The sequence below is a fragment of the Salinisphaera sp. SPP-AMP-43 genome (assembly GCF_049568105.1).
Taxonomy (GTDB): domain Bacteria; phylum Pseudomonadota; class Gammaproteobacteria; order Nevskiales; family Salinisphaeraceae; genus Salinisphaera.
Genome location: NZ_CP145335.1, coordinates 1,785,409 through 1,811,140, shown reverse-complemented (window position 1 = coordinate 1,811,140; position 25,732 = coordinate 1,785,409). Strand labels below are relative to the sequence as shown.

The following is a 25,732-nucleotide window of genomic DNA, read 5'->3' as shown; positions in this document are numbered from 1 at the left end:
TGGCTCATCTGGCGCGCGAGCGGCGCCAGGCGATGCTTAAACGCCGTTCGACGATGGGGGCGATGTCGAGGGCAGACTACTGCTCGGCCAAGCCTTGAGTACGGCATGCACGATAGTGGCCAGCGGAATGGCAAAGAACACGCCCCAGAACCCCCAGATACCGCCAAAGAACAATACCGCTGTGATGATCGCGACCGGGTGCAGATTGACGGCCTCGGAAAACAGGATCGGTACCAGCAGATTGCCGTCCAGCATCTGCAGAATCGTATATGCCAGCAGCACCCAAAGCGTGTAGCTGTGCGCCCCCCACTGCGAGTAGGCCACTAGCATCACCGGGATGGTCATACCGAATGCACCGACATAAGGCACGAGAACTGAAAAGCCGACCAGCGCCGACAACAACATCGCGTAGTTGAGCCCAAGGGCCCAGAACATGATGTAAGCCGCAATCCAGACAATCACGATCTCCAACACCTTGCCGCGGACATAGTTGCCAAGTTGGATATTAACGTCGGCCCAAACCTGGCGGAGCAGCGCACCGTTGCGCGGTACAAACCGACCGAACCAGGCCAGCAGCTTGTGCTTGTCGCGCAGCATGAAGAACACCATCAACGGCACCAGCACTAAATAGACCGCCAGATACAGCAGCCCGGCCCCAACCATCAACGAGCGACTCAGCACGGCTTGGCGCAACGAACCGATATCGATCGATACACTGCCGACCAGCGCATCCATTTGCTCCGGTGTAATCACCGAAGGATAGCGCGATGGCAAACCGCCGACCCAGGCTTGGGCGCTTTTGATCAGGTTCGGCGCTTCCTGGAGCACCTGACCGGCTTGCCGGGTCAAAAGCGGCATCAACGCAAAACTCACCCAGACCACGCCGAGCAGAAGCGCGATCGAGACCAGCGCCGCGCCGACTGCCCGCGGCACGCGGGCTCGGCACAGCCAGATCACGGGCGTATCCAGCAGGTAGGCCAATACGACGGCCGCCAGCACCGGCGCCACCAACTGGCCGACGAACAACACCAAGACCAGACCGCCGATCAGAATTAGAATCAGCGAGACCAGCTGCGGATCCGACATATGTCGGGAAAGCCAGGCACGGAAAACGTTCATGGAGTCGCTGATCTCGCTCGGGTCGCTATGCGATGGGTCAGCGCGCTATCGTAGGGCCTGTGACGGTTTCGTGCGAGCCCGCATGATCGACACCGAAACCCAGCTGGCGCGCCAACGCCGGGCACGATCGCCGTCGGGCACCACTGCGGCTTGGAACACGATATCTTGAGCAACCGCGACAGCACGGGTACCGCGCACGACTTCGACGCCCAAACGCGCTCTTGCCTGGTTGACGCGGTCGTCGCGAGCGTTGGCGCTCAACGCGATGAACCTGCGATTATCCGCTCTGTGCGTCTGCGTTCAAAGCCGCTTTGATTATTTGGGCACCGATGGCACAACGCCACGCTAAAGCGCATGGCGTCAGCCAAGCGCTTGCCGCTGCCCGCTGCGAGCGCGACATGGCCCCGCTGCTGGGCATGCCGTCGACGTGGTTAACCCGTTGAACCAAACGCGCTACGCTGCGTCTAAGACTCGAGGGACAAGCCGATCGTGAATTTCATGCGAGTGCCGCCGGTCGCGGTCGCCGCGCTGCTCACCCTGGGCTGTATATTCACAGTCAGCAGTACGGCAGCCAGCGGCAACGAATACAATCTGCCGGATCTCGGTCAGCCAGCCGATGCCGCCATGACCCCCGCCGAGGAACGCCGGCTCGGTGCGCAGGTGGTCTCGCAGCTGCGTGCCCGGGATCGGGTTATCGAAGACCCGGAACTCGACGACTATCTCAACAGGATCGGCCGCCGTCTGGCACAGCATACCGATCGCCCAGCCGACAGCTTCCGCTTTTATGTGATCGATACCGGCAATATCAACGCCTTCGCGTTGCCCGGCGGTTATATTGGCGTCAATGCCGGGCTACTTACGGCGACCGACTCAGAAAGCGAATTGGCCAGCGTCATGGCCCATGAAATCGCGCATGTCACCCAAAGACATATCGCCCGACAGATGGTCGAAAGCCGCGGCGATACCATCGCGACGTTGGCGACCGCGATCGTAGCCGCAATCGCCGGCGCCACGGCCGGCAGCGGCGATGCGGCGACGGCCGCCATCATGGGCGGCATGTCGCGTCTGGGCATGCAGCAGCTCAGCTACACCCGTGCCCACGAGCACGAGGCCGACCGGGTCGGTATTCGCGATCTGGCGCGTTCGGGCTACGATCCGCATGCCATGGCCCGTTTTTTCGGCACCTTGCAGCGCCACAGCGACCTCTACGGCCGCCAGCTTCCCCAGATTTTGCTCAGCCATCCGGTATCGTCCACACGCATGGCCGAAGCCGAAGCCCGTGCCTCCGACTATCCGCAGGTCAAGGTCCATACCAGCCCGGAATACCCTTATATGCGAGCCCGTGCACGGCTGCTCGCCTCCCGTAGCGCGGTCGATATGCGTGATTATTTTCGCGGCGAACTGCACGGCGCCAATCCTACGGCGGCCGATCGATACGGCTATGCACTGGCACTGAGCCGGACCAGCCAGTATAAGCAGGCCATCGCGCTGATGCATCAGGGGGTACAGCAACACCCGGAGATCCTGGCCTGGCGAGTCGGCCTGGCCAACGCGCTTGGGCAGGCCGGCCACCATGATCAGGCTGCGAAGGCACTCACCCAAGCGCTCGACAAGTTCCCGCATAGCGATGCGTTGAAGCTCGCCTATGCCGACAATCTCGAAAAACAGCACCAGCCCGGCGCCATGCGCGATTATCTGCTGTCCGAGACCACGCTACTCAATACCTACCCTCAGGCACAGCGCCTGCTCGCACAGGGCGCTGGGCAGCAAGACAACCTCGGCGAAGCCTATTACCGGCAGGCCCGATATTTCGCCATGCTCGACGATTACCCGAGCGCGATCAATCAGCTGCGTACCGCCCTGCAGACCGCCAATCTCAGCGACTACAATAAATCGCGTCTGAGCGCGCTACGCGATCAGATGGTGACGGCTTGCCACCGGGCCTGGTCGGCCGATCAATGCCGGCGCGGGGTCATGCAGGGCAACGATTACTGATCCACTGCGCCTCAAAAGCCTCGAGCCGACGGAAATGCGCTTCGGTATTCATCCGAACAGCGCCGTTGGCGGCCGCGGCCTGATAGCTTGGCGACACAGCACTGGGAGGCGGCCCGCCCTACCGGCCGCAAATGGCAAGCCCCGGCCCGTGGCTGGCGTGGCGCCTGCCTTGGCACCCAGCTGGGGTGTACGGTCGCCGAAAGCGCTATCCGAGCCGTTGCCCCGCACTCAGCTTCTTGAACGCCGGACGGCCGTTGGGTCATGAATTTTCGAGCGTTTACGCGAATGTGCAATCCATCCAGCGCAGCGGTCTGCAGCTGCCGATCACCGATCGCAGCACACTACGATGCAGCACTCGCCAGAAACCGCGGCAGGTCGGCAAACATACGACAACCAGCCTGCCTTTGCCTGGCCCTGTAACGGCTCACAGACGCTGTGCTTTCGCTTTGGCCATGGATGCCGACCGTACCCGGCCGGCGAGGCCTAGTCGCCCGGTTTGATATCGCGCCGCGGAACCATGGTGTTCCATTGTCGACAGCTCGGGCACTGCCAATGCAAATAGCGCCCAGAAAAACCGCAATGCCCACACTGATAGAGTGGCTCGCGTTCGATAATGCGTGCCAGCGACTGGCGCAGGTTATCGAGCGGCCCAGTCAGATTGCTGCGCGGGTCTGCCGAAGCCAACTCCAGCAGGTGATAGAAGCCGATCCAACTTGCCTCGTGCTGCAGGTACCGCGACAGATGTGCGATGGCTTCGTCGATACGGCCGGTCGAGCGCAGGTGTCGTGCATAGGCGACGTGCCCTGCCGCGCCCTCGATCTGGGCCATGAATTCCTGTAGAAAGCGGACATAGCCGCTATCGTCATCGCTGGCGGCAAAGCAACGGTGCATGGGCTCGAGAATCTCGGTCGCGAACGCCGGATCCTCAACTAACACCTCGTGATAAGCCCGGATCGCGGTGCGAAAGTCGCGATGTGATTCGGCTAGGCGTCCGCCCACTAAACTGATGCGGGCACAGCCGCGATATGCATGGCGCGCCGACTTGAGCATGCGCCGTGCACGTTCGCTGTCCTCGGCCTCGATCGCCTGCTCGGCCAACTCGCAGTAGTACTGCGCGATGATGGGTCTAAGCGATGAACCGCGTTCGCGCTCGAGGTGCTGGGTCGCAACGATCGCCTGCTCCCAGTCGCGCACCTGTTCGTGAATCGTGATCAAGCCGTTGAGACTACGCTCGGCGAAACTCTCGTTGTCGACCAGTTCGACGAACAGGCTCTCTGCCCGATCCAGGACCCCAGCCCGCAGATAATCGCGGGCCAGCTCGTAGCGGGCTTGATTGCGATGCCCTGCCGATAGGTTCGGCCGAGCCACCAGATTCTGGTGCAAGCGTAGCGCCCGATCGATATCGCCCTGACGCCGAAACAGATTACCCAGTGCCAGATGCGTTTCCGCGGTCTCGTTATCGACCTCGAGAACCCGAATGAAGGTTTCGATCGCACGGTCTGCATCTTCGTTGACGAGATAGCTGATGCCTCGCAGATAGTCCGCATGGACAGGCGAAGCCGATCGTTGTTCAGCATCTTGGCGACGCCGCTCGGCGCGCGCACGCGCCAGCCAACCGGAACCTGCTGCCACCGGCAGCAGGACCAGCAGTACCAAGACACTGTTAAGCATCGTGGATAGGCATGCTCCGCAGATTCGAAATTTCCGCTTCTGCGTCCTTGAGTTGGCGCCGGGTACTCGACAGGCGAGCGCGCAGCTTGGCCATGCGCACGCCACAGAGCAGCAGAGCAATGATCAGGCCCAGCAAAAACGCCAGCCCGAGCAACACCGCTAATGGCGCCTCAGTCGTCGTCCAGAGCAGATCGACCGAAGTCGGATTGTAATTGAAGAACCCGAAAGCCAAGCCGATCACAACGGCGATAATGACGATCAGATTTCGGATAAGACGCAGCATGACTCTCCTCGCTGCAACGGCGATTCGCTAGTCTATCCGTACTGTCTCCGGCTTGGCCATTGAACGGCCGGAAACGCTACGATCCCTGACGATTGACTCGCTCGCGCAGTTCCTTGCCGGGCTTGAAGTGCGGCACGTATTTACGCGGTATATCGACCGCCTCTCCCGTTTTGGGATTGCGGCCACGTCGCGCCGGCCGATGATGGACCGAAAAACTGCCGAAGCCACGAATCTCGACACGTCCGCCATCGGCCAATTCGCCGATCACGTTGTCGAGAAGCAGCTTAACCGCCAGCTCTACGTCGCGTTGGGTCATATGTGTCTGGCGATTAACCAGACGCTCAATCAACTCGGATTTAGTCATCCAGCGCTCTCCCTAGAAACGCCGTCCCCCTTGACGCGCCGAAGACATATCGGCCCGCCCCCAAAATCAATTACCGCAGATATGGGACGGCATTTTTTTTGCCTTGTACCAAAATCTGCAGTAACCAACTAAGAGGCTATTTAAAACGCGAGGCGCACGCAAGCGCCTCGCGTTTTTTTTCGCGATCAGCTGTCGCGATCGGCCATCTGCTCTTTGAGCAGATCACCCAGGCTGGTCGTGCCAGTCGAGGCATCGGTATCCGCGTACTCGCGCATCGCCTGCTGCTCGTCCTTCTCTTCCTTGGCACGAATCGACAGGCTGATAGAGCGATTGCGACGATCCACACCGACAAACCGCGCTTCGACCGGTTCGCCTTCAGACAGCACGCTGCGGGCGTCCTCGACCCGATCACGCGAGATGTCCGAGGCCCGAATGTAGCCGATCACGTCGTTGCCGAGATCGACCGAGGCGCCGCGGGCGTCCACTTCCGAAATCGTGCCGTTTACGATGCTGCCCTTCGGATGATCGGCCACGAAGCTGCCCATCGGATCCTGCGCGAGCTGCTTGATGCCCAGCGAGATCCGCTCGCGGTCGGCGTCGATCGCCAGAACCACGGCTTCGACTTCGTCGCCCTTGGAATAATTGCGGACGACTTCCTCGCCAGCCTCGTTCCAGGACAGATCCGACAGATGCACCAGACCGTCGATGTTGCCCGGCAGGCCGACGAAGATACCGAAATCGGTGATCGACTTGATCTGGCCGGAGACAACGTCGTTGCGGGCATGCTGTGCCGCGAAGTCTTCCCAGGGGTTGGACTGGCACTGCTTCATGCCCAGCGAGATACGACGGCGCTCTTCGTCGATTTCGAGCACCATGACCTCGACCTCGTCGCCGACCGAGACCACCTGGTTCGGGTTGACGTTCTTGTTGGTCCAGTCCATTTCGGAGACGTGCACCAGGCCTTCCACGCCTTCTTCGATTTCAACGAAGGCACCGTAGTCGGTGATGTTGGTCACGTTGCCAAACAGCCGTGTGTGTTCCGGATAGCGCCGGGCGATGTTGACCCACGGGTCGTCGCCAAGCTGTTTCAGACCCAGCGATACACGGGTGCGCTCGCGATCGAACTTGAGCACCTTAACCTCGATCTCGGAGCCGACCGAGACCACTTCCGACGGGTCCTTGATACGCTTCCAGGACATGTCGGTGATGTGCAGCAGGCCATCGATGCCGCCGAGGTCGACGAAGGCGCCGTAATCGACCAGGTTCTTGACGATACCGCGCAGGACAATGCCTTCCTGCAGCGTGTCGAGCAGCTGCTTGCGTTCTTCGCTGTACTCTTCCTTGAGCACGTCGCGACGCGAGACGACTACGTTGTTACGCAGGCGATCGAGCTTGATGACGCGGAATTCGAGCGGCTTGCCTTCCAGATAGGTGGTGTCGCGCACCGGACGCACGTCCACGAGCGAACCCGGCAGGAATGCACGGATATTGCCCACGTCGACCGTGTAGCCGCCCTTGACCTTGCCAGAGATGTGGCCGACCACCGACTCGCCATTTTCGTAGGCGTCGGTCAGGAAGTCCCAAGTGCGGATGCGCTGGGCCTTTTCCTTCGACAGCCGGGTCGCGCCGAAACCATCTTCTACGGCTTCCAGGGCGACTTCGACCTTATCGCCTTCGCCAACGGTCAGCTCGCCGTTTTCGTCGTAGAATTCATCGATCGGGATCACGCCTTCGGACTTCAGGCCCGCATCGACGATCACGACATCGTTTTTTACTTCCAGTACCTCAGCATTGATGAGGGAACCGGGCTGCATGGTGCGACCCTGCAGACTTTGCTCGAATAGCTCGGCGAAACTTTCAGACATGTGAGGGAAAAATCCTGCGGCGTCCAGATGGACACCATCGGTTGTTGATAAAGACAAAAACACCGCCCGCGGCATTGCACCACGAACGGACCCTAATTAAGCTGACTACCGGAGAGGCAACCAGCCCTTGGCCGCTACCAAGTCGCGAATCTTTTGCCACGAGGCAGCGACGCTCTCGCCAGTGGTATCGATGACACATGCATCGACCGCCGGCTTAAGTGGAGACGCTTCACGCGAGGCATCACGTTCATCGCGCTCCACGATCTCACGATATATCTGTTCGAGATTAGCAGCAACACCCATTTCCGACAACTGGGCATATCGACGTTCGGCCCGCTCGGCCGCCGAGGCCGTGATGTAGAGCTTCAGGTCGGCGTTCGGGAAGATGGCCGTGCCCATATCGCGTCCGTCGGCGATCAGTCCAGGCGGCGCAACGAAGGCACGCTGGCGCTCTAGAAGCGCTTCGCGAATCTCCGGCTGTACTGCCCAGCGCGAGGCGGCTTCGGCGACCGAGTCGGAACGGATCGCGTCGGTCACATCTTCTCCGGCCAACTCGACACGCTGGCCTTGCTGGCCGCCAGGCACGAATCGGATCGCCAACTGACGCGCGACTTCGACCGCCTGCCGACGGTCTTCGGCCACCTCGGGATCGAGCCCGTCGCGCAGAGCGCGCAGCCCCACGAGCCGATACAGCGCGCCGCTGTCGAGCAAGAACCAACCGAGCCACTCCGACAACTGCGAGGCGAGCGTGCCTTTGCCTGCCCCACCCGGCCCGTCTAGCGTGATGATCGGTGCCGGGCGAGTCATGACACACCCTGTGCCTGGATCGACAACCCGGCCTGGGCTGCCAATTCCACGAACCCCGGAAACGAGGTATCGACATAGTCGCAGTCGTCGATTCGAATCGGGCTATTCGCACGCAGCCCGGCCATGGCGAACGACATGGCGATGCGATGGTCTTCATGGCTGGCGATCTCGCCGCCGTCGAACACTGCGCCCGCGCCTTGGCCCACGATGGTCAGGCCGTCCTCGACCTCTGTGCATTCGATGCCCAGTGCCGTCAGGCCTTCGGCCATGACCGCGATGCGGTCGCATTCTTTGACCCGTAGTTCGGCGGCACCGGTGACCCGCGTCGTGCCTTCGGCGCAGGCGGCCGCCACGAATATCGCCGGACATTCGTCGATCGCCAGTTCGACCTCGGACGCGCCGATGTCGACACCTTGTAACGCCGAACCGCGGATCCGGATATCAGCGACCGGTTCGCCGGCCTGGTCGCGCTCGTTGTGCAACTCGATATCCGCACCCATCGACACCAAGACGTCGATCACGCCGCGGCGGGTCGCATTGATGCCGACTTCTTCGAGCCATAAGTCACTACCGGGAGTGATCGCAGCCCCTACGAGGAAGAACGCGGCCGAGGACAGATCCGCCGGCACCGCAATGTCTGCCGCCTGCAACGCCTGACCGCCGGCCAGGGCAAGACTGCGGCCATCGCGCTCGATCTCGACGCCGAAGGCGCCGAGCATGCGCTCGGTATGATCGCGGCTGATGCCCGGTTCGTGTACGCGGGTCACGCCGTTGGCATATAGGCCGGCCAGCAGCACGCAGGATTTGATCTGCGCACTGGCAACCGGCGGCGTATAGTCGATCGCGGTCAGCGCGACACCGCCAGTGATCGATAACGGCGCTCGGCCGCCGGCCTGCCCAGCGATCTGGGCGCCCATCTGGGTCAGCGGATCGATCACACGATTCATCGGCCGCCGAGACAGGCTGGCATCGCCAGTCAGGACCGAATCGAAGGCCTGGCCGACCATCAAGCCAGACAACAGCCGCATCGAGGTGCCGGAATTACCGAGGTCCAGCGGCGCCGTTGGCGCCTGCAGCCCATGCATGCCCATGCCCTCGACCACCCAGGCGCCGTCGCGCTGTGTGTGCTGCAGGCCCATGGCATTAAACGCACGCAGCGTGGCCAGGCAATCCTCGCTTTCCAGAAAACCAGTAATGCAGGTCGTGCCCTGGGCGATCGCGGCGAACATAATCGCGCGATGCGAAATCGATTTGTCGCCCGGCACCCGCAGGCGGCCGTTCAACTGGCCGCCCGGCTGGACGGTGAAGCTGGTACCGCTCATTGACCTTGGTTCTCCCTTGTCAGCACGAAGTCGTCGCGTGCGGTCTTGGCCCGTGTGAAGATTGCCTCGAGCCGCGTGGCATCGGCTGCGTCGATCGCTACGCGAACGTCCTGCAGATGATCGATGAAGGCATCGACGGCCGCCAACAGCGGCGCCCGGTTGGCGCAGACGATATCGCGCCACAGTGTCGGATCGCTAGATGCAATCCGGGTGAAATCGGCGAAGCCGCCGGCGGCATACTCGAATATCTCGGTGCGCTCGGCCATGCCGGCGAGCGTGTCGACCAGCGCATAAGCCAGAACATGCGGCAAATGGCTGGTGGCCGCCAGCACTTCGTCGTGGTGGGCCGCACTCATCGAGGTCACCACTGCGCCAAGCAGGCGCCATAGCTGCTCGACCGTCGCCAGCGCCGCCGGATCGGTCGCTGCGATCGGCGTCAGGATCGTGCGCCGCTGGGTAAACAGCGTCGCAAAGCCAGCTTGGAGGCCGCTATTCTCGGTCCCGGCAATCGGATGGCCCGGCACGAAGCGCGATACCGCTTCGCCGCCGAAGGCCGCAGTCGCGGCTTCGATCACGCTGGCCTTGCTGCTGCCGGTGTCGGTAATTACGGCATCGTGCGGCGCCGCCGCGGCGATCTCCTGCAATACGCCGGCCATGGCGCCGGGCGGCACCGCCACCACGATCAGCCGGGCCTCGGCCACGGCGGCTGCGATATCGTCATAGGCTGCATCGACCAAATCCAGGGCGAGCGCGTGCTCAGCATCGGCTGCACTCGCGACCGCACCGGTCAGGCGGCCTCGATAGCCGGCCGCGCGCAGTCCGCGCGCGATCGACCCGCCGATCAGCCCGAGCCCGACGATCGCTACCTGATCGACCGGCAATACGGCCGTCGCCTGGTTAGCCATCAGCCGAGCACACGGTCGAGGGCCGCCAGAAAACGCGCGTTCTCCTCGGGCTTGCCGATCGTGACCCGCAGATGGTTCGGTAGCCCGTAGCCGGCCAGCGGGCGTACGATTACGCCTTCGTGGAGCAGCGCATCGTAGACCGGCTGCGCTTGGCGTTGCGTATCGAAGGTCAGAAAATTAGCCTGCGACGGCAGACTCGCCAGGCCGCGCTCGGCGAGCGCCGCTGCCAACCGAGCACGCTCGGCCGTATTCGATTCGACCGAACGGGCGATAAAGTCGTGATCCTCGATCGCGGCCGCCGCACAGTGCATCGCCAGCATGTTCACGTTGAACGGCTGGCGAATACGATTGAGATAGTCGGCGACTTCCGGCGAGCTCAGGCCGTAGCCGAAACGCAGTGCGGCCATACCGAAGATTTTCGAGAACGTTCGAGTCACGATCAGGTTCGGAAACCGCTCGATCCAGCCGGCGATATCGGCCACTGCATCGGCGGTCTGGTATTCGATATAGGCTTGGTCGAGCACCACCACGGTCGCCGCCGGTACCCGCTCCAGGAACGATTCCAACTCCGCATGGGCAGCCCAGGTTCCGGTCGGATTATTGGGATTGGCGATGAACACGACGCCGGTATGGTCGTCGATCGCGGCCAGCATCGCTTCGAGGTCGTGCCCACGCGGCATATCGGAATCCAGGCCGAGTGCCGGCACTTCCCGAACGTAGGCATTCACGCCGCGTGCGACGATCGGATAAACCGCAAAAGAGTGCTGCGAGACCACGGCGTTCTTGCCCGGCCCGAGAAACACCCGTCCAGCCAGCTCCAGGATATCGTCCGAGCCATTACCCAGGGTGATGGTATCGACCGATACGCGATGGCGTGCGGCGACCTTGTGCTTGAGCTCGAAGCCGCTGCCGTCGGGATAGCGAAACAGATCGCCATCGAAATCGGCCAGTGCTGCGAGCGCGGCCGGCGCGGTCCCGAGCGGGTTTTCGTTCGAGGCCAGCTTGATGATCGACTCAAGACCCAGTTCGCGCTTGAGATCCTCGATCGGCTTACCCGGCACATAGGCCTTAAGCCCATGGATACCAGCATGAGCCTGTTCGGACAGCGTATGCGGCATGACAGATTCCGTCGACAGCTTGGATTATTCGGTTTCGCGCTCGACCGAGCGCGGGTAGGAGCCGAGGATCTTGAGCATCACAGACTCGGCTTCAATCGCCTCGATCACCTGGCGTACCGGCGCATCGTCGGCATGTCCTTCGATATCGATGAAGAAGTTGTAGTCCCAGGCCTGCCGACGCGATGGCCGCGATTCGATCCGGGCCAGATCGACGCCGGCCGCGGCCGCCGGCGCCAGAAGCCGGTACAGCATGCCGGGGCGATTGCGGATCGACACCAGAATCGAGGTCATGTCGTGGCCGGACGCTGCAACCGCCTGCTGGCCGAGCACGAGGAATCGCGTGGTGTTGTTGGGTTCGTCTTCGATATTCGAGGCCAAGATCGGCAGCTCGTAGAAATCGCTGGCCGCACGGGCTGCGATCGCAGCCGCATTCGGCTCACCGGCCACCCGACGTGCGGCTTCGCCGTTCGAAGCCACCGCTTCACGCACCGCCCCCGGCAGATGGGTATCCAGCCATTGCCGGCACTGTGCCAACGACTGGGCATGCGCGACCACCCGGGTGATCTGGGAAGCATCCGCGGCATGCGACAGCAGATGATGATGCACGGCAAGCGCGACTTCGCCGCAGATCGACAGCCGACTGCCAACCAACTGATCGAGCGTGTGGGTTACCACGCCTTCAGTAGAATTCTCGACCGGCACTACGCCGAATTGGGCATTACCCGCTTCGACCTCGCGAAAGATATCGCCGATCGCCGGGCTCGGCTGGGCAGCCACGGCATGGCCGAAATGCTTGTAAACCGCGGCCTGGGTATAGGTGCCTTCCGGGCCCAAATAGGCCACCGTCATCGGCTTTTCCAGCGCCAGACAGGCCGACATGATTTCGCGCATGATGCGCGTGATCGCGCCGTCTGCCAATGGCCCCTGATTGCGCTGGGCGACTCGCTCCAGTACCTGGGCCTCGCGTTCGGGGCGATAGAAATCCAGGCGTCCGGCAGCTTGCTTGATCTGGGCCACCTCGAGCGCCACCCCCGCACGTTCGTTGACCAGGGCGTGGATACGCTGGTCGAGATCGTCGATTTGGGCGCGCGCTCGGGACAGCGCTTCATCGTCGGATAGCGTGCTCATGGCGTCAGTTCTCGACTCGCCGGGTTCGGCCGATCCCGGATACGGGGTCATTTTGGAATTCGGATCGCCGACCGATCAGCCGGCGACCCGCAAAGCGTGGTCAGGCAGCGTCGCGCCCGATGGCGCCAAGATAGCGCACGCAAAGCACGCCTGAAATGCCGCGCAGTTCTTCGAGCGCAGCATCGGCCACGGCTTCGTCGACATCGACCAACGACAACGCCACATCGCCCTTCGACTTGTTGAGCAGATCGGCGATGTTGTGCTCGTGTCGCGCCAGCGCCGAGGTGATCTGACCCACCATGTTCGGCTGGTTGCGGTTGATCACCACGATCCGATGCGCGTTAGCGGTCGGCGGCATGATCGCCTCGGGGAAATTCACCGAGTTGCGGATATTGCCGACTTCCAGCCAGTCGCGCAGCTGATCTGCGATCATCATCGCACTGTTGTCTTCGGCCTCGTCGGTGGACGCGCCCAGATGCGGCAGCGTGATCACCCGTTCGTGGCCGCGCAGCTTCTCCGAAGGAAAGTCGCAGACGTAGTACTTGAGATGGCCTTCGGCTAGCGAAGCGAGCACGGCGTCTTCGTCGACGATCTCGGCGCGCGAGAAATTCAGCAGCACGGCGCCTTCCGGCATCAGCTTGAGCCGCTCGGCGTTGACCAGGCCACGGGTGCCATCGACCAACGGCACATGCAGGCTCACGAACTCCGAGCCCGACATCAGATCGTCCACCGACAAAGCCTCGGCGACATTGGCATGCAAACGCCAGGCATTGTTGATGGTGATGCCCGGGTCGAAGCCAGCGACCTTCATACCTAGGCTCTGCGAAGCATTGGCCACGTTGACACCGACCGCCCCCAGGCCAATCACGCCGAGCGTGCGACCAGGCAGTTCGACGCCCTTGAACTTCTTCTTGCCGGCTTCGACTTCCTTGTGCAGATCGGCGCCGGTCGAGGTCAGCTCTTCGACATACTTCCAGGCGCCCAGGATGTTGCGTGCCGACAGCAGCATGCCGGACAACACCAGCTCCTTGACGGCGTTGGCATTGGCCCCGGGGGCGTTGAACACCGGCACGCCGCGTTCGGTCATGCTATCGACGGGGATATTGTTGACCCCGGCCCCGGCGCGGCCGATCGCACGCACCGAGTCGGCGATCGCCATATCGTGCATGTTCGCCGAACGCAGAATGATCGCATCCGGTGCGTTGATCTCGGAGGCGACTTCGTAAAGCTCGCGCGGCAGCTTGTCCAGGCCGCGCGGCGAGATATTGTTCAAGGTTTGAATCTTGAGGCTCATGACCATCCTCTTATCGGAAAATCTAAAACCGATACCGTACCGTCCACCACTGCGGCAGCCGGGCCGGCGGCACCATCGCGGTCAGCGCCGCCGAACAACCCGACCAAACGGCCGGGTCCGGTCCGGTATTAACCGTTGTCTTTTTCGAAGGCACGCATGAATTCGATCAGCGCATCCACGCCCGATTCCGGCATGGCGTTGTAAATCGAAGCACGCATGCCGCCCACCGAGCGGTGCCCCTTGAGGGTCGACAACCCAGCGTCCTCGGCCTGGGCCAAGAAGGTTTTGTTCAGCGCGTCATCGGCCAGTAGAAACGGCACGTTCATACGCGAACGCACGGCTGGATCGACCGGGTTGCGATAGAAATCCGAACCGTCGATAAAGTCGTAGAGCTTGGACGCCTTACGAATATTGATCTTCTCGATGGCTTCCAACCCACCCTGGTTCTCGAGCCATTCGAAGGTCAGGCCACAGATATACCAGGCATAGCAGGCCGGCGTGTTAAGCATGGAATCGGCATCGCGCTGCTGCTTGTAGTCGAGCACCATCGGGCAAGCCGCCTGGGCCTGTTCGAGCAGGTCGTTGCGCACGATCACCATGGTGATACCGGCCGGCCCCGCATTCTTCTGCGCGCCGGCATAGATCACACCGTATTTGGAGACATCCACCGGACGCGACAGAAAATCCGACGACATATCAGCGACCAGCGGCGCATTGCCGACATCCGGCGTTTCCTGGAATTCCACGCCCTGGATGGTTTCGTTGGGCGTGTAATGCACATACGCCGCATCTGAGGACAGCTGCCAATCGGCGACCGGCGGAATGCTGGTAAAGCCATCGGCTTCGCCGGAGGCCGCCAGGCGCGCTTCACCGTACTTCCCGGCTTCCTTGATCGCTTTCTTGCCCCAGTTCCCGGTCACCACATAGTCGGCGATCTGGGAATGGCCCATCAGGTTCAGCGGCACACCGGCGAATTGACCAGCCGCCCCGCCCTGTAGGAACAGCACGCTGTAGTCATCGGGTACGTTCAGCAGGCGGCGCAGCCGAGCGGTGGCGTCCTCGGCGATCGACACGAACGCAGAACCACGATGGCTCATCTCCATTACCGACATGCCAGAGTCTTGCCAGTCGAGCATCTCGGCCTGGGCTTTCTCGAGCACCTCGACCGGCAGCGTGGCCGGGCCTGCGCTGAAGTTATACACACGTGACATGAAAACCACTCCTCGTGGAAAACAAAGCAGGTTGCCCCGAGTCGGGTTATTCCGACTCGGGTGCGGCGGTATCCGGAGCGTCGTCCGACATCTCGGTTTGTTCGTCATCCACGTCCGCTGCGGCGATGCGGTCGACCCCGACCAGGCGCTGGTCGTCGGCCACGCGAATAATGCGAACCCCTTGGGTATTGCGCCCCAGCACGGACACTTCTGCCACGGCAGTGCGGATCAGCGTGCCCATGTTCGAAATGAGCATAATCTCGTCATGCTCGGCGACCTGGGTCGCACCAATCACTGCCCCGGTCTTGTCCGATTGCTTGAGTGCCAGCACCCCCTGGCCGCCACGTCCGCGCAGCGGATAATCGTCGACCGGGGTGCGCTTGCCATAGCCGGATTCGGTCACCGTGAGGATCTCGCCTTCGCGAACCACGATCAGCCCGATCACCTTGGCGCTATCGTCGTCCTCGGGCAGCCGAATGCCACGCACGCCGGCGGCATTACGCCCCATCTCGCGCACGTCTTCTTCGGCGAAACGGATCACCTTGCCGGCCGAGGAAAACAGCATGACCGTATCGTCACCGGCAGTCAGATCGACCCCGACCAGGGCATCATCATCTCTCAGATCGATGGCGATGATGCCGTTGGCCCGCGGCCGCGAGAACTGCTCGAGCGCGGTCTTTTTCACCGTGCCGTTGCGGGTGGCAAAGAACACGTTTTCGCCGGTGGCAAAATCCTTGATCGGCAGCACTTGCGAAATGCGCTCGTCGGATTCCAGCGGCAACAGATTGACGATCGGCTTGCCACGGGCGCCGCGGCCGGCACTCGGCAACTCATAAACCTTGAGCCAATACGCCTTGCCGTAGGACGAAAAGCACAGCAGCGTGTCGTGGGTGTGGGTCACCCACAGCTTTTCGATGAAGTCGGCGTCCTTGGTGGTGGTCGCAGACTTGCCGCGCCCGCCACGACGCTGGGCACGATAGGCATCCAGCGGCTGGGATTTCACATAACCTTCGTGGGTCAGCGTGACCACGACATCTTCCGGCGAGATCAGATCGGCCGTAGTCAGATCGAGATGGTCGTCAATGATCTGGGTGGCGCGCATGTCGCCATATTCGTCGCGAACCGCGACCAGCTCTTCGCGGATAACCTCGAACAGTCGCGCCATCGACGACAAAATCTGGATATAGTCGGCGATATTGTCGAGAAGCTTTTCGAACTCCTCGATGATCTTGTCCTGTTCCAGACCAGTCAGACGATGCAGGCGCAGATCCAAAATGGCCTGGGCCTGGGTCTCGGTCAGCCGATAACGGCCGGAACCCAGCAGCCCGTACTCGCGCGACAGATCTGCCGGCCGCGAGGCCTCTGCCCCGGCCCGCTCGAGCATTGCGTTGACTTGGCCCGGCGCCCATTCCCGACCGGTCAGCGCCTCGCGCGCCTCGGCCGGCCCGGACGAGGCGCGGATCAGTGCGATCACTTCATCGATGTTGGCCAGAGCCACCGTCAGGCCTTCCAGCACATGAGCCCGGGCCCGGGCCTTGGCCAGTTCGTACTGGGTGCGCCGGGTCACCACCTCACGCCGGTGGCGAATAAACGCTTCCAGCATCTGCTTGAGGTTGAGGGTGCGCGGCTGGCCATCGTCGAGCGCGACCATATTGATGCCGAACACGGTCTGCATCTGGGAGTGACGATACAGGTTGTTGAGCACCACCTCGGGGGTTTCCCCGCGGCGCAGCTCGATCACCATGCGCATACCGTCCTTGTCGGACTCGTCGCGCAGTTCGGTGATGCCTTCGACGCGCTTGTCCTTGACCAGTTCGGCGATCTTTTCCAGCAGCCGGGCCTTGTTGACCTGGTACGGCAGCTCGGTGACCACGATCGCCTGCTTACCGCGCGCATCGACATCCTCGAAATGCGCACGAGCACGGATATAGATGCGTCCGCGGCCGGTTTCATAGGCCTCGCGGATACCCGAGGCGCCGTTGATGATGCCGGCGGTAGGGAAATCCGGGCCTGGGACGTAGGCCATCAGCTCGGCGATGGTCACGTCTTCGTTGTCGATCACCGCCAGGCAGGCATTGATGATCTCGCGGATGTTATGCGGCGGGATGTTGGTCGCCATGCCGACCGCGATCCCGGTACCACCGTTGACCAGCAGATTCGGCAGCTTGGTCGGCAGCACCGCCGGCTCCGATTCCGACTCGTCGTAGTTCGGAATGAAATCGACCGTGTCTTTGCCGATGTCGGCCAGCAGCTCGTGGGCGAGCTTGGCCATGCGCACTTCGGTGTAACGCATCGCCGCCGGCGCGTCGCCGTCGATCGAACCGAAGTTGCCCTGACCGTCGACCAACACATAGCGCATGGAAAAATCCTGCGCCATACGTACGATCGTGTCGTAGACCGCGGAATCGCCGTGCGGGTGGTATTTACCGATCACATCGCCGACTACGCGAGCCGATTTCTTGTACGGTCGGTTCCAATCGTTGGACAGCTCCTGCATGGCATAGAGCACGCGACGATGCACCGGCTTTAGGCCGTCGCGAACATCCGGCAGGGCTCGCCCGACGATCACACTCATCGCATAATCGAGATACGATTGACGCATCTCGTCTTCGAGGTTGATCGACAGGATCTCTTTTGCGACGTCGGCCATAGGCTAGTTCAATTTGGCGGTCCGGCGCGCAATTCGCAGCCTGGGGAAGGCAAGCCAAAACCGACTCGAGCCCCACCCGTGTGCCGGGCCACCAGACCGCTGCGCGAAGCACGCTATGATACCACAGCCACAAGGTTTCAGCCGGTCGCGCTGTGCGTGGCGGCATGCGTCCGGTAGCATCGAGCGCGCTGACCGACTATTCGCTTCCCGACAGGCGCAGCCATCACATGACATCCGTCGATACCGTCATTCACGCCCGCTGGGTCGCCCCGGTGACCGGATCGGCGCGCATACTGGATCACCACGCCGTAGTCATCGACCAGGGACGAATCGCTGCCGTGCTGCCCAGCACCCAGGCTGATCGCGAGTACACGGGCCGCGAAATAGTCGACCGACGTGATCATCTGCTCATCCCGGGCTTGGTCAACGCGCATACCCATGCGGCCATGAACTTGATGCGCGGCATCGCCGGCGATATGCCCCTCATGCCCTGGCTGACCGAGCATATCTGGCCGATCGAAGCCCGGCACATGTCGCGTGCCTTCGTGGCCGACGGCACCGACTTGGCCATGGCCGAAATGATCCGCAGCGGCACGACCTGCTTCAACGATATGTACTTCTGCCCCGATGCGGTCGCCGAACGTGTCGACGCTGCCGGCATGCGTGCGGCCGTGGGCATGATCCTGATCGACTTTCCGAGCATCTGGGCTGCCACTGCCGACGAATACCTCGACAAGGGTCTGGCGCTACACGATGCCTGGCGACACCACGACCGGATCATCACCCCATTCGCACCCCATGCCCCATACACGGTATCGGACGAACCGCTGGCCAAAATGCGGACCTATGCCGATGAAATGGATGTGCGCGTGCATATGCATATCCACGAGACCGCTCAAGAGATCGACGACTCGCTGGAACAGTACGGCCAACGGCCGCTGGAACGGCTTGATGCGCTTGGGCTGCTCACCCCCAACCTGCTGGCCGTGCACATGACCCAGCTGACCGATGACGAGATCGCGCGCTGTGCGGATGCCGGTGTGCACGTGATTCATTCGCCGGAATCCAACCTCAAGCTGGCCAGCGGCCTGGCCCCGGTTCAGCAGCTGCTCGATGCCGGGGTCAACGTGGCGCTGGGCACCGACGGCGCAGCCTCGAACAACGACCTGGACATGCTCGGCGAGATGCGCACGGCCGCATTGATCGGCAAGATTGCGGGCCACGATGCCGCTGCGGTTTCCGCCGACGACGCCCTGCACATGGCCACCCTGGGTGGGGCCAAGGCCTTGGGCCTCGCCGAGGAGACCGGGTCGATCGAAGCCGGCAAGGCCGCCGACCTATGCGCAGTCGACCTATCCGCCATCGAAACCCAGCCCGTGTTCGACCCGATCGCTACCCTGGTCTACAGCGCGTCTCGCAACCAAGTCACCGACACCTGGGTCGCCGGTCGTGCGCTGATGCGTGATCGACAATTGACCCGTATCGACGCCAACGCGGTCCGTGAACGCGCTGCAGCCTGGGCCACCCATCTATCCGAATACGCCAACTGACAACTGCCATGCCAAGCAACCAACAAGCCGAACTCAATAAATTCGCCGCCATGGCCGCCAACTGGTGGGACCCGGACGGCGACATGCGCCCGCTGCACGACATCAACCCACTGCGCACCGATTACCTCGAACGTCGCGCCGGTGGCTTGAAGGGTAAGCGGGTACTCGATATCGGCTGCGGCGCCGGGCTGTTGTCGGAAGCCATGGCTGCGCGCGGAGCCCAGGTCACCGGCATCGATCTGGCCAGCGAGACGGTCAAGGCCGCCCAGCAACACGCCCAGCAGTCCGGCCTGGAGATCGACTACCAAGTCGCCTCGTCGCGGGATTTGGCCGATGATATGGCCGGTGGCTTCGATATTGTGGTGGCCTATGAAATGCTCGAGCACGTCGACGAGCCCGCACATGTGGTCGGCGATTGTGCGTTGCTGGCCGCTCCTGGCGGCGACGTGTTTTTCTCGACCATCAACCGCAGCCCGATGGCCTGGGGGCTGGCGATCGGCGGCGCCGAGTATCTGCTCGGCCTGCTGCCGCGCGGCACCCACGAATACGCAAAATTGATCAAGCCAGCCGAGCTGTCGTCGTATTGTCGTCAGGCTGGGCTGGATGTGGCGGACCTGACCGGCATGCGCTACAACCCGATCACCCGCAACGCCTCGCTCGGCCATCGCCCGGACGTCAATTATTTCCTGCATGCCTGCCGCGCCGAGGTGACCGCTTGACTACTGCCCATGGCCATAGCGTGCTGTTCGACCTGGACGGCACCCTGATGCATACCGCGCCCGATCTGGTCGGTGCACTCAACGATATGCGCGCCGACCAAGGGCTCGAGGCCTTGCCGATGGCGGTTCTAGCGCCCTACTGCTCCTATGGCGGGCGCGGCCTACTCGGACGCGGTTTCGACCTCACCCCCGAAGACGACGGCTATTCGGAAGCCTACGAACGCTTCATCGACACCTATCGTCGGCGCATGACTCGCGAAAGCCATCCCTACGACGGCATTCGCGAACTGCTGCTCGCGCTGCGTTCGGCGGGCCAGAGCTGGGGCGTGGTCACCAACAAATCCGAAGCTCTGGCGGTGCCGCTGGTCGAGCACACCGCTTTCGACCCGGCACCGGGCACGGTGATTGGCGGCGATACAGCCGGCGTATCCAAGCCCGACCCGGCGCCGATCCTGCTGGCCTGCGAACGCATGGGCGTCGATCCGGCACGCTGTATCTATGTCGGCGACTCCGATCGCGATATCGCGGCCGGCCGGGCCGCCGGCATGCCCACCATCGCCGCCGGCTACGGCTATGTGCCGAGCGGCGACGATATCCACGCCTGGCAGGCCGAAGCCGTGGTCCATACGCCGAACGAACTCTGGAACACCATCCAGCAGCTACAACGTAGCGACGCTTGATGCCTGCCAGGTACACGTCCGGAGGAACGACGATATTGTTCTGGGCGTCGCCTCACTCCGCCGCGATCGCGGCGGATGCATAGGCGCACACCTCGGCCAGCGCACAATGGGCGCAGTCGGGCTGGCGCTTATGACAACGTTGTTTGGCATGCGCCACGATCAAGGCATGCAGTTCATCATAAAACACCGGATCGGCATGGCGATCGGCGCTGGCCTCGACCGCCTCGCGTAGCCGTTCGTAACGCCGACTACCGCCCGACCAGCCATAGCGCTCGAAGATTCGAAACGCATAGGCATCAGCGATAAACCGCGGCCGATCGAAGGCATACAACGCGATCACGTCGGCGGTCTCGGGGCCGATGCCGTGCAACCCGCGCAGCTCGCGACACAATGTAGCGGTATCGAGGGCCTCGATCGCTTCGAACTCGCCGCGCGCGACAAACCAGCGACACAACGCCCGCAGCCGCTCGGCCTTGACCCGATGCGGCCCCGCACGCCGGATCAGCCCGGCCAGATCGTCATGGGCGAGCATGGCTTCGGCCGTCAATGGCCCCGCTTCACGTAGCGCGCCAATCGCGATTTCGACGTTAGTCCAAGCCGTATGCTGGGTCAGAACCGCACCAATCAGAATTTCGAAGCGCGGATTGCGTTCGTCCTGGATCGGCCACCAATGCTGTGGCCCATAGGCCTGATACAGCGCATCGAAAAACACGCGCAGCCCGTCCGCGCTGATCTCGGCGTGTTGCAAAACAACTCCTGTTGGCGGACAAGTCGCCCCTTAAAACGCAGCGGACCTGATACTGGATGCAGGCGATTGGCAGGACGAGACTGTCAGCGTTTCAGATCGACCAGCTTGGCCAACTGGCCGACTTCCTTGGCATCCAACTCGCGATAGCTGCCCGCCTTGACCCCGGTCGGCAGCGCGATCGGGCCGAAACCGGTACGCATCAACCGCGATACGGTCACGCCCTGGCTGGCCCAGAGGCGGCGGATGACGCGATTGCGCCCCTGGCGAACGGTGACCTCGAACCAGCGATTGGCCCGATGGACATCGTCGGCCTCGCGGAGCGACTCGAACCGGGCGACCCCATCTTCGAGTTCAACGCCGGTAACCAGCCGGTCGATCATAGCCTGATCGACCTGGCCGCGCACCCTCGCCGCATAGGTGCGCAGGATCTCGTAGGACGGATGCTCGAGACGGCGCTTGAGTTCGCCATCGGTGGTCAACAGCAGCAGCCCGGAGGTATTGATATCCAGCCGCCCGACCGCCAGCCAGCGCCCGGCTTCGAGTTTCGGCAGTTTGCGGAAGACCGTTGGGCGACCCTCCGGGTCGCGCCGGGTCACGACCTGGTCGACGTGCTTTTTGTAGGCCAGCACGCGGGTCGGCACCTGGCTTTTCTTCTCGAGGTTGATCGGGCGCCCGTCGAACTGCAGCCGATCGCTAGAACTGGCTTTGTCGCCAAGCTTGGCGGTGCGATCGTTGATGCGCACACGGCCGTCCGCGATCGCCCGCTCCAGTTCGCGCCGCGAACCTAACCCGGCATGCGCCAGCACTTTCTGAATCCGCTCGGCCATTCTCGATCCTGACAGTAGTTATTTTTCGACGAAGGCACGTTCGATGACGTACTCGCCCGGTTTGCCGATATGCGGCGACGGCGAGAACCCCTGGGCATCCAACAGCTGGGCGGTGTCCTCGAGCATGCTCGGGCTGCCGCAGATCATGGCCCGGTCGTGCTCGGGATCGAGCGGATCGAGGCCCAGATCGGCGGCCAGCCGGCCGTTTTCCAGCAGCGTAGTCAGTCGGCCCTGATTACGGAAATCCTCGCGGCTGACCACCGGATAATACAACAGCCGATCGGCGATCAGTTCACCCAGCAACTCGTCGTTGGGCAGATCTGTTTCGAGCATGTCGGCATAGGCCAGATCCTCGATATAGCGCACCCCGTGAACCACGATCACTTTATCGAAGCGCTCGTAGGTCTCAGGATCGCGCACGATCGACAAATACGGCGCCAGCCCGGTGCCGGTGGACAGCAGATAGAGATTGCGCCCGGGATGCAGATCCGAAATCAGCAGCGTACCGGTCGGCTTGGTCGAGACATAGATCTCGTCGTCAACCGCAAGATGCTGCAACCGCGACGTCAACGGCCCGTCCGGCACCTTGATCGAAAAGAACTCGAGATATTCCTCGTAGTTCGCGGATACGATGCTATAAGCCCGCAGTAGCGGCTTGCCACTGTCTGTGGGCAGACCGATCATCACGAACTGGCCGTTTTCGAAGCGCAGGCTATTGTCGCGCGTCGTGGTGAACGAAAACAGCGAATCGTTCCAGTGTTTGACGCTGAGCACGCGTTCGGTATTCAGAGCAGCCATTGGTCTCCCGTTCACGCCGCACCAGCGGCGGTCCATGTATTGTCTGGCGGTATCTTGGGTCCCGGTCGGACCTATTCCAAGTCCCGTGGGCGGTCTTCGATCTCGGCCGCGCGCGCATCGGCCTGACCCGACTCGGCGTCTTCGCCGCTTGGCGGTTCGGCTTCGGACGGTGCCGATTCGCTGCCCTGCAGCCGTGCAACGGCCGCATCCAGGGTGTCGAGATCCTTGATTTCCGGCAGGCTCGGCAGGTCGGACAGGCGCTGGACACCGAAATCGTCCAGAAAACGCTGAGTGGTGCCATACAGTGCCGGCCGACCCGGCATATCGCGATAGCCGACTACCTTGATCCATTCGTATTCGGTCAGCGTTTTTACAATGCCGGAAGACACCGACACACCGCGCACCGCTTCGATATCCGAACGCGCCAGCGGCTGCCGATAGCAGATGATCGCGAGTGTTTCGAGCATCGCCCGCGACAACTTGGGCGGCCGTTCTTCCCAGAGTCGAGCCACCAGCATGCTGTAGTCCGGCCCGACCTGGAAACGCCAGCCGCCGGCGACTTCGACCAGATCGGCAGCCGAATCCAAATAGCGCTCGCCGAGCGTTGCCAGGGCGCGGCGCACCTGATCCCGGTCGACCGCTTCGGTCGTCTCCAGAAGTCGCACCAGCTGATCGATCGACAGCGGCGCTTCGGCAGCCATCAACAACGCTTCGATATAGCGTACTAGGCTCTCGGCGATCTGCGCATCGGCCTCGCCGCCGGCGGGCTCGGCAGGAGCGGGCATGGCAGACTCATCGGTCATGCGAAATCCCCGGCGCGACGCAGCGAGACCGGGGCATAGGGCTCGGTCTGCTCGATCGCGATCAAAAATTCTCGCGCCAGCTCGAGAATCGCCAGAAACGATACGACCACGCCGGCGCGACCTTCATCGAGCGAAACCAAGGCCACGAATGCCATTGGCTCGCCGCTGTCGAGGCGCTCCAGAATCCGACTCATATGCTCGCGCACCGACAACGGCTCGCGCTCGATGACGTGCTCGGAATACAGCTCGGCGCGGGTCAGCACATCGTGCAGCGCACCGAGCAACTTGCGCAGATCCGGCTCGGGCGCCGGGCGCTCGATAGTCATTTCGACCGGCTCGTGTTGGACCGGCGTGATATCGCGGCCGACCCGCGGGCAGTCGCCCAGGTTCTCTGCCGCCTCTTTGAACTGTTCGTATTCGGCCAGCCGACGAATCAGCTCGGAGCGGGGATCGTCGCCCTCGTCTTCTTCGGCGGCCTCGGTCTTAGGCAACAGCATCCGCGATTTGATCTCGGCCAGCATCGCGGCCATCAGCAAATACTCACCAGCCAGCTCGATGGCCATGTCCTCCATCAACTCGATGTAGGCCATGTACTGCTGGGTGATGGTAAACACTGGAATATCCAGAATATCCAGATTCTGGCGCCGAATCAGATATAGCAGCAAATCGAGCGGGCCTTCGAAGGCCTCCAGAAACACCCGCAGCGCATCCGGCGGAATATACAGATCCTCCGGCAGCGCCTCATAGGGCTGGCCAGCGACCCGGATCGACTCGTCCGGGGTCGCGTTGGTCTCGAGCTCGCTCAACGGCCGCTACGATGCCGGCAGGAAGCCGGTCGCATCAAAGGCCGCATCCAGCGTCGGCTGAGCACGCTCACGGGCAGCCGCGGCGCCCCGCGCGAGGATCATATCCAGCCCGCTCGTGTCCTCGGCGAACTCGGCATAGCGCTGCTGCAGCGGCTCGAGAAAAGCCACCACCGCCTCGGCCAGATCGCCCTTGAGCGCGCCATAGCCCGAACCGGCATAGTCGCGCTCCAGATCGACGATCGCACGATCGGTTACGGCCGAAAAGATCGACAACAGATTCGACACACCCGGTTTTTCGGCCTCGTCGAAGCGCACCTCGCCCTCCGAATCGGTCACCGCGCGTTTGATCTTCTTAACCACCTTCTTGGGCGGATCGAGCAGCTTGATGACATTGGCCTCGACATCGTCGGACTTGCTCATCTTGGCGGTCGGATCACCCAGGCTCATGATGCGAGCGCCCACCTCCGGGATGAATGGCTCGGGAGTCGTAAACACATCCCGACCGACCCGGCTGTTGAAGCGTTCGGCCAGGTTGCGGGTAAGTTCGATATGCTGTTTCTGATCGTGACCAACCGGCACCGCATCGGCCTGGTACAGCAGGATATCGGCCGCCATCAGCACTGGGTAGTCGAACAGACCCGCGTTGATGTTATCGACGTTTTTGGCCGACTTGTCCTTGAACTGGGTCATCCGGTTCAGTTCGCCCATCGAGGTATGGCAGTTGAGCAGCCAGGCGAGCTGGGCATGCGCCGGCACATGTGACTGCACGAACAACGTGGCGTTGTCCGGATCCACGCCGGCCGCCAAATACAGGCACAAGAACTCATGGCAGCGCGCCCGTAGTGCGGCTGCATCCTGGCGCACGGTGATCGCATGCATATCGACCAGCGAGAACAGGCAATCGTGCGTGGCCTGCATGTTTACCCAGTGCTTGAGCGCACCGATGTAGTTGCCGAGCGTGAGTTCGCCGGAAGGCTGGATGCCGGATAGGACGACGGGTCGGTCGTTGGCCGATGACACGAATGACTCCCTGCTGTCGGGGCTGATCAAACGCGCGAGTATACGATAC

General features: G+C 62.4%; 24 protein-coding genes. 4 read left to right on the top strand and 20 right to left on the bottom strand.

Annotated elements, in window-relative coordinates; genetic code table 11:
- Positions 1 to 36: 36 nt before the first annotated feature.
- Both V5738_RS07715 and V5738_RS07710 read right to left on the bottom strand, forming a co-directional pair.
- Positions 37 to 1,119 carry an AI-2E family transporter gene (locus V5738_RS07715; RefSeq protein ID WP_423823843.1) on the bottom strand — a complete coding sequence of 361 codons (1,083 nt, stop codon included), beginning with the start codon at positions 1,117 to 1,119 and terminating at the stop codon, positions 37 to 39.
- A 45-nt stretch (positions 1,120 to 1,164) separates the two neighbouring features.
- Positions 1,165 to 1,380: a hypothetical protein gene (locus V5738_RS07710; RefSeq protein ID WP_423823842.1), complete on the bottom strand. Its 216-nt coding sequence runs from the start codon at positions 1,378 to 1,380 to the stop codon at positions 1,165 to 1,167.
- 237 nt (positions 1,381 to 1,617) lie between these two features.
- Here V5738_RS07710 and V5738_RS07705 point away from each other — a divergent pair, with 237 nt between their 5' ends.
- Positions 1,618 to 3,114 carry a M48 family metalloprotease gene (locus V5738_RS07705; protein WP_423824147.1) on the top strand — a complete coding sequence of 499 codons (1,497 nt, stop codon included), beginning with the start codon at positions 1,618 to 1,620 and terminating at the stop codon, positions 3,112 to 3,114.
- 483 nt (positions 3,115 to 3,597) lie between these two features.
- Here V5738_RS07705 and lapB read toward each other — a convergent pair whose 3' ends face one another.
- The 12 genes from lapB to gyrA all read right to left on the bottom strand — a co-directional run bounded on the left by lapB (position 3,598) and on the right by gyrA (position 17,732).
- Positions 3,598 to 4,785 (bottom strand): lipopolysaccharide assembly protein LapB, encoded by a 1,188-nt coding sequence (gene lapB / locus V5738_RS07700; protein WP_423823841.1) that lies wholly within the window; start codon positions 4,783 to 4,785, stop codon positions 3,598 to 3,600.
- Positions 4,778 to 5,068: a lipopolysaccharide assembly protein LapA domain-containing protein gene (locus V5738_RS07695; RefSeq protein WP_423823840.1), complete on the bottom strand. Its 291-nt coding sequence runs from the start codon at positions 5,066 to 5,068 to the stop codon at positions 4,778 to 4,780. The genes lapB and V5738_RS07695 overlap by 8 nt, the downstream gene beginning before the upstream one ends.
- A gap of 76 nt (positions 5,069 to 5,144) precedes the next feature.
- The gene (locus V5738_RS07690; protein ID WP_423823839.1) at positions 5,145 to 5,432 is read right to left on the bottom strand and encodes an integration host factor subunit beta; all 288 of its coding nucleotides are present in this window, start codon (positions 5,430 to 5,432) and stop codon (positions 5,145 to 5,147) included.
- Positions 5,433 to 5,617: 185 nt separating this feature from the next.
- Complete coding sequence (gene rpsA / locus V5738_RS07685) at positions 5,618 to 7,297, bottom strand: 30S ribosomal protein S1 (protein WP_423823838.1); 1,680 nt, start codon at positions 7,295 to 7,297, stop codon at positions 5,618 to 5,620.
- A 105-nt stretch (positions 7,298 to 7,402) separates the two neighbouring features.
- On the bottom strand, positions 7,403 to 8,104 hold the full coding sequence (gene cmk, locus V5738_RS07680; RefSeq protein WP_423823837.1) for a (d)CMP kinase: 702 nt from the start codon (positions 8,102 to 8,104) through the stop codon (positions 7,403 to 7,405).
- Positions 8,101 to 9,426: a 3-phosphoshikimate 1-carboxyvinyltransferase gene (gene aroA / locus V5738_RS07675; protein ID WP_423823836.1), complete on the bottom strand. Its 1,326-nt coding sequence runs from the start codon at positions 9,424 to 9,426 to the stop codon at positions 8,101 to 8,103. The genes cmk and aroA overlap by 4 nt, the downstream gene beginning before the upstream one ends.
- The gene (locus V5738_RS07670) at positions 9,423 to 10,331 is read right to left on the bottom strand and encodes a prephenate dehydrogenase (protein ID WP_423823835.1); all 909 of its coding nucleotides are present in this window, start codon (positions 10,329 to 10,331) and stop codon (positions 9,423 to 9,425) included. The genes aroA and V5738_RS07670 overlap by 4 nt, the downstream gene beginning before the upstream one ends.
- Complete coding sequence (gene hisC / locus V5738_RS07665) at positions 10,331 to 11,449, bottom strand: histidinol-phosphate transaminase (RefSeq protein WP_423823834.1); 1,119 nt, start codon at positions 11,447 to 11,449, stop codon at positions 10,331 to 10,333. The genes V5738_RS07670 and hisC overlap by 1 nt, the downstream gene beginning before the upstream one ends.
- Positions 11,450 to 11,473: 24 nt before the next feature.
- On the bottom strand, positions 11,474 to 12,577 hold the full coding sequence (pheA, locus tag V5738_RS07660) for a prephenate dehydratase (protein WP_423823833.1): 1,104 nt from the start codon (positions 12,575 to 12,577) through the stop codon (positions 11,474 to 11,476).
- 100 nt (positions 12,578 to 12,677) lie between these two features.
- Positions 12,678 to 13,871 carry a phosphoglycerate dehydrogenase gene (locus V5738_RS07655; protein WP_423823832.1) on the bottom strand — a complete coding sequence of 398 codons (1,194 nt, stop codon included), beginning with the start codon at positions 13,869 to 13,871 and terminating at the stop codon, positions 12,678 to 12,680.
- A gap of 128 nt (positions 13,872 to 13,999) precedes the next feature.
- Positions 14,000 to 15,082 carry a 3-phosphoserine/phosphohydroxythreonine transaminase gene (gene serC / locus V5738_RS07650; protein ID WP_423823831.1) on the bottom strand — a complete coding sequence of 361 codons (1,083 nt, stop codon included), beginning with the start codon at positions 15,080 to 15,082 and terminating at the stop codon, positions 14,000 to 14,002.
- Positions 15,083 to 15,128: 46 nt separating this feature from the next.
- Positions 15,129 to 17,732, bottom strand: coding sequence for a DNA gyrase subunit A (gyrA, locus tag V5738_RS07645; protein WP_423823830.1), 2,604 nt, complete (start codon positions 17,730 to 17,732; stop codon positions 15,129 to 15,131).
- A 227-nt stretch (positions 17,733 to 17,959) separates the two neighbouring features.
- On the opposite strand from gyrA, the gene V5738_RS07640 reads away from it, so the two are divergent.
- From V5738_RS07640 to V5738_RS07630, 3 genes are read left to right on the top strand one after another with little or no spacing between them, the layout of a single operon-like run.
- A complete protein-coding gene (locus V5738_RS07640; RefSeq protein ID WP_423823829.1) occupies positions 17,960 to 19,282 on the top strand; it encodes a TRZ/ATZ family hydrolase in 1,323 nt (440 codons plus the stop codon).
- A gap of 8 nt (positions 19,283 to 19,290) precedes the next feature.
- Positions 19,291 to 20,001, top strand: coding sequence for a bifunctional 2-polyprenyl-6-hydroxyphenol methylase/3-demethylubiquinol 3-O-methyltransferase UbiG (gene ubiG / locus V5738_RS07635; RefSeq protein WP_423823828.1), 711 nt, complete (start codon positions 19,291 to 19,293; stop codon positions 19,999 to 20,001).
- Complete coding sequence (locus V5738_RS07630) at positions 19,998 to 20,681, top strand: HAD family hydrolase (RefSeq protein ID WP_423823827.1); 684 nt, start codon at positions 19,998 to 20,000, stop codon at positions 20,679 to 20,681. Before ubiG ends, V5738_RS07630 begins: the two co-directional genes overlap by 4 nt.
- 52 nt (positions 20,682 to 20,733) lie before the next feature.
- On the opposite strand, the gene V5738_RS07625 is transcribed toward V5738_RS07630, so the two are convergent.
- The 6 genes from V5738_RS07625 to trpS form a co-directional block, all read right to left on the bottom strand.
- Positions 20,734 to 21,429, bottom strand: a complete 696-nt coding sequence (locus V5738_RS07625; RefSeq protein WP_423823826.1) for an endonuclease III domain-containing protein — start codon at positions 21,427 to 21,429, stop codon at positions 20,734 to 20,736.
- An 83-nt stretch (positions 21,430 to 21,512) separates the two neighbouring features.
- Complete coding sequence (locus V5738_RS07620) at positions 21,513 to 22,256, bottom strand: pseudouridine synthase (RefSeq protein ID WP_423823825.1); 744 nt, start codon at positions 22,254 to 22,256, stop codon at positions 21,513 to 21,515.
- 18 nt (positions 22,257 to 22,274) lie between these two features.
- Positions 22,275 to 23,054 carry a ferredoxin--NADP reductase gene (locus tag V5738_RS07615; protein ID WP_423823824.1) on the bottom strand — a complete coding sequence of 260 codons (780 nt, stop codon included), beginning with the start codon at positions 23,052 to 23,054 and terminating at the stop codon, positions 22,275 to 22,277.
- 71 nt (positions 23,055 to 23,125) lie between these two features.
- Complete coding sequence (scpB, locus tag V5738_RS07610; RefSeq protein ID WP_423823823.1) at positions 23,126 to 23,857, bottom strand: SMC-Scp complex subunit ScpB; 732 nt, start codon at positions 23,855 to 23,857, stop codon at positions 23,126 to 23,128.
- Positions 23,854 to 24,663, bottom strand: a complete 810-nt coding sequence (locus V5738_RS07605; protein ID WP_423823822.1) for a segregation and condensation protein A — start codon at positions 24,661 to 24,663, stop codon at positions 23,854 to 23,856. The genes scpB and V5738_RS07605 overlap by 4 nt, the downstream gene beginning before the upstream one ends.
- A 6-nt stretch (positions 24,664 to 24,669) precedes the next feature.
- Positions 24,670 to 25,683, bottom strand: coding sequence for a tryptophan--tRNA ligase (trpS, locus tag V5738_RS07600; RefSeq protein WP_423823821.1), 1,014 nt, complete (start codon positions 25,681 to 25,683; stop codon positions 24,670 to 24,672).
- Positions 25,684 to 25,732: the final 49 nt, after the last annotated feature.